General features: G+C 51.5%; 7 protein-coding genes. All 7 read right to left on the bottom strand.

Annotated elements, in window-relative coordinates:
- Positions 1 to 2: 2 nt before the first annotated feature.
- From BMZ54_RS27995 to BMZ54_RS27965, 7 genes are read right to left on the bottom strand one after another with little or no spacing between them, the layout of a single operon-like run.
- On the bottom strand, positions 3 to 1,172 hold the full coding sequence (locus BMZ54_RS27995) for a glycoside hydrolase family 76 protein (RefSeq protein ID WP_089919771.1): 1,170 nt from the start codon (positions 1,170 to 1,172) through the stop codon (positions 3 to 5).
- Positions 1,173 to 1,223: 51 nt separating this feature from the next.
- Positions 1,224 to 2,423 (bottom strand): glycoside hydrolase family 76 protein, encoded by a 1,200-nt coding sequence (locus BMZ54_RS27990; RefSeq protein WP_089919768.1) that lies wholly within the window; start codon positions 2,421 to 2,423, stop codon positions 1,224 to 1,226.
- 25 nt (positions 2,424 to 2,448) lie between these two features.
- Entirely contained in the window at positions 2,449 to 3,594 is a 1,146-nt protein-coding gene (locus BMZ54_RS27985; protein ID WP_089919766.1) for a SusE domain-containing protein, read from the bottom strand.
- 38 nt (positions 3,595 to 3,632) lie between these two features.
- Entirely contained in the window at positions 3,633 to 5,237 is a 1,605-nt protein-coding gene (locus BMZ54_RS27980; protein WP_162277689.1) for a RagB/SusD family nutrient uptake outer membrane protein, read from the bottom strand.
- 22 nt (positions 5,238 to 5,259) lie between these two features.
- Complete coding sequence (locus tag BMZ54_RS27975; RefSeq protein WP_089919763.1) at positions 5,260 to 8,349, bottom strand: SusC/RagA family TonB-linked outer membrane protein; 3,090 nt, start codon at positions 8,347 to 8,349, stop codon at positions 5,260 to 5,262.
- 58 nt (positions 8,350 to 8,407) lie between these two features.
- A complete protein-coding gene (locus BMZ54_RS27970) occupies positions 8,408 to 10,735 on the bottom strand; it encodes a GH92 family glycosyl hydrolase (RefSeq protein ID WP_089919761.1) in 2,328 nt (775 codons plus the stop codon).
- Positions 10,736 to 10,793: 58 nt separating this feature from the next.
- Positions 10,794 to 12,572: a class I mannose-6-phosphate isomerase gene (locus tag BMZ54_RS27965; RefSeq protein WP_089919759.1), complete on the bottom strand. Its 1,779-nt coding sequence runs from the start codon at positions 12,570 to 12,572 to the stop codon at positions 10,794 to 10,796.
- Position 12,573: the final 1 nt, after the last annotated feature.

Below are 12,573 nucleotides of genomic sequence, written 5' to 3'. Positions count from 1 at the left end.
TACTATCTTAAATCCAGGAGCGCTATACGGGCATATAATTCTGCAATGCAGGCTTCATCCAGCAGCCATTTCGGCTTGCCGGCGGTATCACGCGCATCTGCCCAGTTATGGTTAAGCAGGCCATTGCCGTCACGGTTATCCCAGGCATGGTCTATCCTTGCGATCATTGCTTTCAAATATTGCGGATCCTTATCCGCCTCATAAAGCGCCACATATCCGCGGAACAGTACCGTGGCAAACCAGGGCAGATCGCAGAACTCACTGCGCAGGCCTTTCTCGGGCCGGCCGAAGTAAGTGAAGGCAGCTGCCGCAGTTTGTCTGGCATCCCGGTAATACTTTTGCTCTTTCGTAAAATGATATAATAGCATGGCCGCTTCCAGCATGGAACCGGAGTTATAGGTGTAATACACCGGGTTGATGGCGGCGGTAACGGTTTTAATATCATTCACATACAGCCCGGTGGAATCGCGCAGGCGCTGGTTCATCCACTCATAAAAACGGATGCCCTGCTGCAGGTAATAAGGCTCTTTCGTGATCCCGTAAATTTTCAGCGCAGCCAGTGTAGCCATGCCATTGCTGCAGGCAGGTTTCTGATCATGGTGGCCTTCCAGCCAGGTAACGCCGCCATCAAGCACATTTGTCCAGCCACTCATAATGAAGGTGAACACTTCTTTTGCGCGGGCCAGGTACAGGGGATTGCCGGTATTGGTATAGGCTTCGGCGTAGTCTATTGCTACCAGGCCATTGTCGTCATAATAGCGGTCCACCTTTTCAAACTTTGCGGGGTAAGCCTGGTAACCGGCCGGTGTGCGGGATGTATCGCGGTATTGATACATGGCCTGCATGGCCGAATCTACATAAGGAAGGTAAGCGGCCTTCCGGCCACGCATACGTACCATGATATTGGCGGAGGAAGCCACACCGCTGAGCGGCCACAGATAGCTCACCTCTTTTGATTGCACATTTCCATCCTGCATATAAGTGAGTGAATCCTTATGTTGCTGCGGAAAATACTCTGAAAACAGGCCGTGTTGCGGTACACGGTACAAGGTCCATACCCGGTGGAACATTTCTGCTGCCCTGCGCTCATATTCCTGCGCGGGCTGCAGCTGCTGCGCCGCTGCTGTTATTGTCCATCCGCCTAATACCAGGCTGAAAAAGATCCTTTTCATAATATCTGTTAAAATGCATACCACGGCCCTGCGCCGCGGTATGCACACTATTTATTGTTCATGCTTCCAGATCGATATTCTTGCATAGATCTCTACCATAGCCAGCTGCGTAAGCAGTGAGTGATACCTGCCGAGGTCAGATCCTGTCCAGTCTTCATAGAACTGGTTGGTCTGCGGCATTCTTGCATGCTGCCATGCATAATCAACATTCGCAACAAGGGTATTAATGTAATCTGCTTTCTTGTCTATTGCATGCAGCTCAAGGTATCCCCTGAGCAGTACCGCCGTAAACCAGGGATCGTGCTGAACATAGAACCGTCCCAGGCCCGGCGCCTCATAGGTGAACAGGTTGTATGCAGCCTGCGCCCATGTTTTTGCATCAGTGAGGTATGCTTCGTCGCCGGTGATCTTATACAGCAGCGCTGCATTCTGGATCATGGCGCCGGAGTTATATGCCCATTTTGCATAGTTAATGCTGCCGTCTTTGATCCGGATGGAATTCCAGAAACCTTTGTCAACGGGGTCCAGCATTTTTTGTTTTACCCAGTTGTACCAGCGTGTGGCAGATGCCAGGTATGCATCACTTTTCTCCTGCTGGTAAAGCTGCAGCGCCAGTGTGGCCGACAATGCAGTTACGTTGGTGGCTTTAATGTAATCAGGATGGTCCGGGTTATTAAGCACCCCTTCGTTCCAGTACAATCCGCCACCAGCTTCCGTGCTTTCGCCAGAAGCGCAGAAGGTATAACACAGCTTTGCTTTCTGCAGCAGCTGCGTATTACCGGTTACGTGAAAGGCTTCAAGCATGTCTATCCCGGTAATGGCGTTATCGTCATAAAAACGGTCAGCCCTGCCTTCGCTAACGGGAACGGACTGATAGGCAGCGGGTGTCCGGCTGGCGTCAAGATAACCCTCCATGCCGCTGGCGGTGCTGGTGTAATAACCTTGCGCCACTTCATCTGTATATCCCAGCTGCTTTAACAGCGTAGCCCCGGTGAACATAGCTGAATAGGGCCATAGATAGGCATACTTCGGGTCTCCGGGCTGCACCGGAAAGCTTTCTTTAACGTACACACTACCGCTGATGCCGTAGCTTCTATAAATATCGTCGAGGACCTGGCGTGCCTTCAGCTTGTAGGTGAGCGTGGTGGAAGTGGTATCTCTGCCCACTTTCACCGGCACATCGTCCCGCTGTTTGTAACATCCTGTAAGCAGGAGCGCTGCGGCCGTTATACTTAAAATGATAGATCTCATGTGATTCTCTTTAATGATTCAGCAATCAATGCACGGTCAGTTGATAGGAGTATTCTCCCTGGGCATTCAGTTTCAGGGTAAAGTCGCCGGCTTTGCCGTCAGAACCGCCGGGGTACTTGTAGGTGTAATCCCATTGGGAATTATCCACCGGTACTATGCGGTAGTAAGCTTCCGGCGTATTGGCATCCGGCGGGGTTGAGTTAGACTGGTTTACGCTGCCGTAATACATAGTGCCGGCTGTGCCGCCTGCATCTGCAGTGGTGAACTGGAACTTGAAACGGTCATCTTTCCAGCTGCCAAAATCATAATAGGCAATGGGAACATTTTGCGCAGTCCATGTACCGTTGCCGGTGTAGCTAAGCTTGCCGATCACTTTATTATAGGCGGATGCAAAAACACCGGCATCAGTGATCTCTATCATTTCAGCAGCTGCGTTTGCGAAGTCCAGGCGTATGCGGTAAAGCTTTTCCGCGGCCTGCTGGTTCTCACCTCCTTCCTGGAGGCGGGTACCCTGTACAGAATAGGTAACAGGCGTGCCGCTGTTACGGTCTGCGAAATGGAAGGCGCCGGCCTTCAGGCGTGTGAAGATCTCGAAGATACCATCCGCACCCAGCTTCATGGCAGTTGCTTTTGAGAGATCCGTGCCACCTTCCGTAGCATCGCCTGTAATGAACACGTTGGCCGGTATTTCAGTGAAACCTGAAGGCCTTTCGATCACGATCGTGCGCGTAGAGTCTGCGCGTTTTTCATTAAGCCCTTTGCTGGCGATCACCGTCCATTGCAGCGATCCGGAGGTAGCGGGCTGAATGCCTGCCTTGCTGGCAATGCTGTTCAGCACCTTGTGTGAAAGTGAAAGGGAGTTCTGCACACCGTTGCCATTGGAAGCTACTGTGTATACCGGGCGTTTAAAATCTCCGCCAATGGTATCGAATGCTACCTCATACATCACCAGGCTGCCATCTTCCGCCCTGGCGGCGCTCCATTCAAAATTCACTACCGCATTGGTGGCAGGCTGCAGCTTGAAGTACCTGCCCACCTCCGGGTAATACAGTTCCTTTACGGTAGAGATGTTGCTGTTAAGCTCCTTTTCCTTTTCGCAGGAAGAGAAAGCGCCAAGGGCCGCCAGTACGGCGAAAATGGTATATATCCTGAATTTTAAAGTACGTGTCATGATAGTTGATTTGATAATTGTTGATATAGGTTGGATGATCACCAGCCGCTGTTGTTCGGCAGCAGGTTATTATTCATTTCAATATCCGCCTGCGGCACAGGCCAGAGATAATGTTTGCCGGCGTCAAACACACGGCGGTTTACAGCCAGGTTGCTTGTACCTACCTTCATGCCATAGAGGGTGCCGTTCAGCACCGTCTCTGCTGTTTTCCAGCGGCGGATGTCAAATATCCGGCCGCTTTCCAATGCCATTTCGCTTCTGCGTTCCCGGCGCACCATGTTGATCATGGCGGTATTGCCTATAGCTGCATAATTAGCGTAGCTGAGCGCTGCAGGGTCAGTGAAGCCGGCACGCTGGCGGATGGCTTTGATGGTTTTGTCCCATACATCCTCATTCATCTGGTTCAGCATGACCTTGGCTTCTGCATACATCAGCAGCACATCTGTATAGCGGAGCAGGATCAAATTCAGGCCGGAGTTGTTATTGCCGTCTGCAGTGCGGTCGTAGTACTTGCGGAAGTAGTACCCGGTTGGGGAGGCGTCTGCTTTATCCACAGCGTTATCTCCCGTACCCGGCGCAGTGCGTATGGTAACGGTTTCCCCTCGTTTGGTAACAAAAGAAGATCCGTCATGTATGATGGTAGCTTCCAGGCGGGGATCGCGTTGCGCAAAGGGGGTATTCTCATTGTAGCCGGAACCTGTTTCGTTGATGCCTTTGCCGTTAGCCATAATGAAATCATCTACCAGGGATTGCGAAGGCGCCATACCTGTGATGAGTGTACCTTCTGTAAAAGGAATAAAGAAGCGCTGCATAGACTGTGTTCTTTGTACGGGTACAAATTCCAGGTCAAGCATTACTTCGCTGTTGTTCTCATTCTCAGGCTGAAAGATGCCGGAGAAGGAGGGGTACAACGTGTACGTTCCATAAGTGCCGCCCAGTATGCCTTCCAGCACGGCAGCGGCATCTGCCCACCTGCTTTGATACAGCAGCAGCTTGGCTTTAAGCGCTGCTGCGGCGCCTTTGGTAATGCGGCCTTTGTCTGCTTCTGTATATGCTGACCGCAGCGGCAGCAGGGCCGTCACTTCATCCAGCTCCGAGAGTATATAGCTTACTACATCGGCTTTGGGTGAGCGGCCTATGTTGAAGCTTTCATCGTAAGAGATCTCATCTTTTATCAATGGTACATTGCCATACCAGTTAACAAGATGGAAGTAGTGGAAGGCACGGATAAAACGGGCTTCTGCCTGGTAGCGGGCCTTCAGGTCCGCAGCAAGGCCGGGCACCTTATCTATATTCGCAAGCAGGTTATTGACGTTGCGGATGCCGCCGTAATGGAAAGCCCATTCTCCTGCTACACGGTTGGTACGGCCATCATACGCGCCGGCAGCAATGCTCTGCACTGCGCCGCCGTTAACGGGACTGGAGCAGAAGGCATTATCGCTCAGGCTTTCATTAAAGAAAAAGTAATCGTCTGAATACATGCCTGCATAACAGTTGTTAAGGGTTTGCACCGCCGCTTCCGGCTTTTGCCAGAAACTAAGGTCGGTATCCTGGTAAGAAGGGCCCAGGTCAAGCTTTTTACAGCCTGCAGCAACCAGCAGCAGCCCACCTGTCACTATTAAGAAATACTTTCTTATCCTCATAAATTCGATCATTTAAACGTGGTTAAAAGTTAACATCCAGCCCTATAGCCCATACTTTCTGTACCGGGTAAATGCGTCCGCTGGTGGCGCTGCTTAGCTGGTTCAGGTTAAGGGTATTATTAAACTCCGTGAGCTCAGGATCAAAGCCGCTGGTCATGCTGGTAACGGTGAACAGGTTCTGGCCAGTGAGGTATATTCTCACTTTCTCGATCTTCACTTTCTTTGTAAGATCATACGGTAACGTATAACCGATCTGCGCGTTCTTCAATCTTGCATAAGCGGCATTGGCCAGCCAGAACGTTGAGTTGGCGTTGTTATTCACGGAAGCGGTGCCAATGGTCAGGCGCGGGTAGGATGCATCCGGGTTATTGGGTGTCCAGCGGTCAAGGTGCTGGGAATATACATCGTCCCAGTTATTGTGAAATGCCTCTACACCTTCACCACGCATGTAAACGTTACGTTTTCCAACCCCCTGTATAAAAATGCTGGCATCAAATCCTTTCCAGGTAACACCGTAGTTGAACCCGAAAGTGTAGCGGGGGAACGGGTTCCCCATAACAAAACGGTCCCGGTTGTCGATGATGCCATCTTCATTCCTGTCTACATACTTAATGTCGCCGGGTTTCACCTCATTTGCAAAAGTGGGCCTGGGACTGTTCTTGATATCATCAAGATTCTGATAGAATCCGTTTGCCTGGTATCCGAAGTAGGAGCTGATGGGAAATCCTTCCCGGTTGATGTAGGTAACATCACCTTCCTGTATGGTAGTTCTGCCGCGGAAATCCACGATCTCATTCAGGTTATCTGCCAGGTTGGCTCCAATGGTATGATTGAAGTTGCCTGTTTTAGCGGTATAGTTTATTGCCAGCTCAAAGCCCTGGTTCTTTACCTTTCCTGCATTCTGGAAGGCCGGCGTGGCGCCGTAAAGGCCGGGCGCTGGCAGCTGCAGCAAAATGTTGTCTGTGATCTTGTGAAAGTAATCGTAGCTGATGGTCAGCCGGTTGTTCAGCATAGACAGGTCAAACCCGATGTTCGCAGAATTGGCGGATTCCCAGGTGATCACCGGGTTGCCCACTGCAAAAGAGCTGCCGGATACCGGTATGTTGTTGAAACCGTAACCATTGCTTACCGTAGTGTATATATTCAGGTAACCGTAGTTGGAAATGATCTGCTGGTTGCCCAGCTGGCCCCAGGAGCCGCGGAGCTTCAGGTCGCCAACGTGCTCTTTCACCGCTGCCATGAACGGCTCGTCTGTAATGCGCCATGCGGCGGAGAAGGATGGGAAAAATGCGCCCCGGTTGCCTTTGGCAAAACGGCTGGATGCATCATAACGAAAGTTGAACTCGAAGTAATACTTGTTATTGAATGCGTAGTTTAACCTGCCGAAAGCAGAGTTCAGCGCCCATTGATCAACGCGGGTAACGTAGGTATCATTGAAGCCGGTGAGCGTTTGCGTGCCGGCTATAGAATCACCGGTGTTGTTATCTACGTTCAGGCGGCGGGTCTGGTAATATTTGTTCTTCCAGCCTTCTGTAGCATAACCCAGCAACACTTTTACCTCATGTACCTTATTGAAGGTCTGGCCGTAGTTCAGCAGCGCCTGGAAGTTATCCTGTACACTGCGTGCGTGGTTCACCGTTCTTGCGCTCTGGTTATCGGAGCCGGAGTACGGTGTATAATCAATGGAACGGCGGAACTCGTCCATGTTGTTTTCACGGATATCCGCGCCGTATACCAGCTTGGCCGACAAATATCTGGTGATGGCATATTCCGCATTGGCCATATAGTTATAGCTGTCGTTCTTATACAGCCTGCGGCCGCCCTGTTCAAGCTGTGCCAGCGGATTATTGGATGCCGTTGGCGCCAGGAAATAATGGCCTGCAGTGTCTTTGATCGGATAGATGGTTGGAATGCGGATGGCAGTAGATACCAGCCAGTCTGAATAATACGCATGCTCGCGGATATTCTGGCGGGCGTAAGCAAAGTTACCACCCAGCTTCAGCTTACCCAGCTGTGTGCTAAGATTGGCGCGTGTGTTATAACGCTGGTATCCGTAGCCGGGACCGCGGTAAAGACTGTTCTGATCCAGGTAACCACCGGATACCAGGTAAGCTACTTTGCCTACTGCGCCGGTAACGCCGAGATTATGGTTATGCTGTAAAGCCGCTTTTTTCATCACTTCATCCATCCACCATTTCTCCGTACCCTTTAAACCTTGCTGGCGGATCTGCTCCGGGGAGAACTGCGCTGTTTGCCCGGAATTAACCAGGGCTTCATTTTTCAGCTGCATGTATTCTACGCCGCTCACCGGTTTAAGAAGGAAGGTAGGCTGTTGTGCACCGGCGAAACCGTTGTACGTAACGCGCGGCACTTTATTATGCCGGCCGCTTTTGGTAGTGACCAGTATAACGCCGTTGGCTGCACGGGAACCGTAGATGGCGGAAGATGCAGCATCTTTCAGCACGCTGATGCTTTCAATATCGTTTGGATTGATCAGGTCCAGCGAGCCGGGCACACCATCCACCAGGATGAGCGGGCTGGAATTATTGACGGTGCTTACACCACGCACGTTGATGTTGATGGCTGCACCGGGTTCCGTAGCATTCTGCTGAATGATTAGGTTGGGCGCTGCGCCCTGTAATGCCTGTACGGCGCTTGTAACGGGCTTTCCCTGCAGGTCTTTGGCGGTTACCACGCTTACTGCGCCGGTAAGGCTGGTACGTTTTTGCGTACCGTAGCCTACCACTACAACATCTGATAAAATGCTGCTGGCAGATGAAAGTACTACGTTCAATTGTGCAGCATCCGTAACCGGTACCTCGCGCGGCGCATAACCGATGGAAGAAAATACCAGCAGGGGATTGCCGCCGGCAGGTATGCTTAATGAGAATGTACCATCGGCAGTGGTGGCGGCGCCAATGCCGGTTCCTTTGAGCGAAACAGATACCCCGGGTACCGGCTGGCGGGTGGTGCTGTCTGTGACGCGCCCTGTGATCATGCGTGACTGCTGCGCGTTTGCATAGCCCGTCACCGACACCAGGAGCAGCGCCATCCATAGGCGTCCGGCCCATCGCCGGAGTCTTTCAGGAATAACGTGATAATAATCTAACATAGGCTTAATTTTTCTTTTGATCAGTTGTGGAATGTTGTTTTATAAAATGGCCACCGCATTAATACGCAGCGGGTTTGTCGGAAAGGTTGTACTCCAGTTTTCCGCCCCGGGTCAGCTGCTCAAACGGGATGGCATTCTGTGCAAGCTTTTTGCCGTTGAACGCAGGCTGATGGAGGTAGATGTTGTTTGCGCTGTTATGATGCGTTACGATCTCCAGCTTGTCTCCCTTGTAATATTTTTTATTCAGCTTAATTTCCACCTTGTCGAAAAGGGATGACCCGATCTGCATTACCGGTTGGGCTAAAGCACCGCCCTGCACATCAAAAAGGCCGATAGCGCTCAGCACATACCATGCACCCAGCTGCCCCTGATCCTCATCCTGTCCGTAGCCATAACCGTGAATGCCTTCTATGCCATAGAACTCATTGCAGATGGCACGTACCCATTTTTGTGTCAGGTATGGTTTGCCGGAGTAGTTGAACATCCAGGACATTTGCAGGCAGGGCTGGTTACCATGGTTGTAGGGTGCGCTCAGGCCGGAGAATGCATCGATCGTATTGCCGCCGCCGAAAGTAGTTTTCTGAGCAGCGGTGAAAATGCTGTCGAGCCGTTTGTTGAACTCCGCCTTGCCCATTTTCATGATCAGGCCCTGCGGATCGTGCGGTACGTAGAATGAATACTGGCCTGCATTTCCTTCCTGGAATCCGCGCCATGGCTCAGTAGGTTTAAAATTGTCTGCGAATTTGCCGCTGGCATAACGGGGCCGCATATATTTTGTAGCAGGATCAAAAATGTTCTTCCAGCTGCCGGAGAGTTTCAGCAGGGTATTGTAATCTTCCGTTTTACCGAGCTTCTTAGCCCATTGCGCTACGGCATATGCGCTGAAGGAATACTCCAGTGTATGTGATCCGGAAAAGCACCATTCACCTGGCTTCGGATCTATATGATCAACATAGCCGTATTTGCGGAAGCGGTCTACATCATCTTTTCCGGCGCCTTCCGGCCGGTTTTTATATTCCAGCTCGTTTTTACGGGCAGCTTCATAGGCTTTTGCCACATCAAAATCGCGGATGCCGTAGTTATAGGCGCCGGCCATTACCAGCCCAACGAAGTTGGTACCCACGCCGGATACGTACCTGCTGTTGGCAATGCCATCGCCCAGCCAGCCTGCATCGTTATATACAAGCAGCTGGCTGCTTACGAAGTCGGAATAATATTCAGGATAAGCCAGCGCCCATAGCGGCGTAAGGTTCCAGTATGCGCCCCATACGGCATCGGTATTGTAATGGTTGTGCAGGGGCTTTCCTTTTTCATTCAGCGGTATTTGCCCAACACCGCCGGTGTTCTTCGGATAAGCGCCATTCACATCGCTGGCAAGGCCTCGGCCCAGTACCGCGTGATACAGGCTGGTATAAAATTTAACCCGGTCTGATTCCGTACCACCGCTTACGGCTATACGGCCCAGGTAATTGTTCCATTCCTCATGGGATTGTGTACGGGCTTCATCAAAGCTTAGGTTAGCCGCTTCTGTTTGCAGGTTCAGGCGGGCATTTTCAACAGAGGTGTAGGAAAGGCCGAGACGTACGGTTACTGTTTCCTGGCTGCCAGTAGCAAAAGTAAGGTACATGCCGGCTCCCTTGCCGCTGATCTCCTTTTCTCCGGCTGTTTGCGTTGTACCGCGGAATGTGCCGTAGGATGCGGGCTGCTTGTCTATCACCGCTGAAAAGTACATAGCTACTTCCGAGCCGCGCTGATACTTTTGTACATAGGCGGGCAGGGTGGTTACGTAACCTTCTATGCGGCCGTCCGCTGTCATGTACACACGAGCATCTTTCACATCACCGCTTTCGCCCTGTTTGTTGCCGATGTCGAACAGGATATGTGAGTCATTGCCAGCAGGGAATGTAAAACGTTGAAAGGCTACCCGTGGTGTGGCGGTCATTTCTGCTTTAATACCGTAGCGTTTCAGTAATACGGAATAATAACCGGCTGTTGCTTTTTCGTCTGCACGGTCAAAAGCGGAGCGGTAGCCGGATAACGGATCTTCCAGCTCACCGGGTATGGTGATCAGCGTTCCTTTTGTGGGCATCAGCGACACACCGCCTACCTGGAACTCATGGAAATTGGGAAACCCTTCAATGGAAGTATGCCTGTAATCGTACCCCACTGCTTCCCAGCCGCTTGGGTTGCCGTAATGCCCGTTGGTAGAGGGGCCTGGCTTAGCCATACCAAATGGTGCGGCGCCCGGTGCAAAATGGAACCAGCGGCAATGCGCGGTGCCGATCAGGGGATCTACATAACTGCTTAGCTCTTTCCTGTCCTGTGCGCCCAGGTGTGATACCGTTATAAGCAGCAGCACCCAGAGCATCCAATTTTCCTTTTTCATAACTGAACTTGTTTAGTTGTAATGGGTTTGTCCGCTTCAGCAGCCGGACAGCCTCCTGTTATTTTATAAAAGCCTTTACTACTTTGGCGGTACCGTTACCTTCGTTAATGATCCTGTAAGCGCCTGCTGCGGCGGGGATGGCAAATGTTTCCGCGTAGTTGTAGCGCTGACGCAGGCCGTTCGCTGTTTCCACGGTTATGGAGCTACCTTCCACCAGCATCAGCACATGGCATTTGCCAAAGGTGTTAACCGTTACGCTGCTATTGAATTCCATCCGGTGCAGGTCATAGAAATGTTCCGCATGGGTGGGCACATGCACCAGCTGCCAGTCATCTCCCGTTGCTATCACCTGTTGCCTGGAGATCAGCTCTTGCTTTACTTTCGCGCCTTTGCGGCTGAAATCGAGATTATGGAAGGCGTGATCTATGTTGATGGGGCGTGGCTTGCCATTGAGGTCCAGCCTTACCCAGTCGTACATCTTGAATGTGAAGATGTATGGCGTAGCGCTTACTTCCAGCACCAGGTTATTTTTCCCGGAGCTGTGCACAGTGCCGTTGGGAATAAGAAAGAAGTCGTGCTTATGTGCGTCGTGCACCTGCACATATTTATCAATAGCTATGGGTTGATTGGTGGCCACGCTTTCTTCCAGCGCATGGCGGAAAGCGGCAGGGTCTATATCTTCCTGGAACCCGAGATAAACTTTTGCGCCCGGTTTGCAATCCAGGATGTAATAGGTTTCATCCTGTGTGATGGTTTCCCCGAATTGCTCCTGAATATATTTCAGGCGTGGGTGGCATTGAATGGAAAGATCACCGCCGTTGAAAGTGTCGAGAAAATCAAAGCGGATGGGAAAGTCGATGCCAAAGCGCTGCTCATCCGGTCCCAGCACATCTTTTGAATGTTTCATCATAAGCCAGTCGAATGCGATCTCCAGCAGGTGGCCATCGCTTTCAAACACCAGCCCGTTCTCCGGCACTATCATTTCAAAAGACCATGCATAGTTCACTTCATCCTTATTGAGGCCGGGAATTTTTTCTTTCATCCAGTCACCGCCCCAGGCGCCGGCTTCAAACCAGGGCCTTACCCTGAAAACGTTTTGCGACAGCTGCTGCAGGCCTTCGCTGATAGCGGTCTGTGTGGCCCAGTTAATGGTATGCTGCCACTGGCCATCCGCGATCACATCAATGCGGGGCATGATCCGCTGTTTATAAGCGTTCAGCAGCACCCAGTCTACGAAATAGAAACGTTTGTAGGTTTCCTGGTTATTGTCCCACTCAAGCTTACCCAGGTTATTGGCCGTGCGGGCGCGCATGCGGTATTGCAGTTCGTTCTTGGGAAGATCTATATATACCAGGGGAGCCTGCAGGTTTGTGAGCGCTGCACCTGCACCAATAATAATGGTCATGCCTGCGGCAGGCGCCTGTATATTATTCAGCTTGTTTTCATCAAACAGCTCATCCAGCGTAATGGTAGCCCTTCTGCCCCAAACCGATCCTTTCTCACCAAGGAAAGGCGCTACCAGCGCTTCCACTTCATCTGCAGGTTTCATTAACGAGGATGTATACACGAAGTTCACCGCTATGCCGGATGCCAGCAGCTCTTTTTCCAGGCGGGCTGCAATGAGCTCCCAATCGTTGCCTATATATCCATCTATCAAAACGGTCTGGTAACCGGCCATCCAGGCGGCCAGGCTGGCATAACCGCTGTGGATCCTGCCTGCGCCAAGACCTGCAAAGGGATGCATATCGTATTTACCGGCAGGTGGAAGCTGTTTGCGTGTAACTTCGGCCGGCATCAGCGGCTGGCTTGTTTTTCTCCAGTTCGTCGTTGTGTTCATT

The organism is Chitinophaga rupis (assembly GCF_900109685.1).
Lineage (GTDB): Bacteria > Bacteroidota > Bacteroidia > Chitinophagales > Chitinophagaceae > Chitinophaga > Chitinophaga rupis.
The sequence above is the reverse complement of the archived record's forward strand: the minus strand, read 5'-3'. Positions and strand labels throughout refer to the sequence as shown.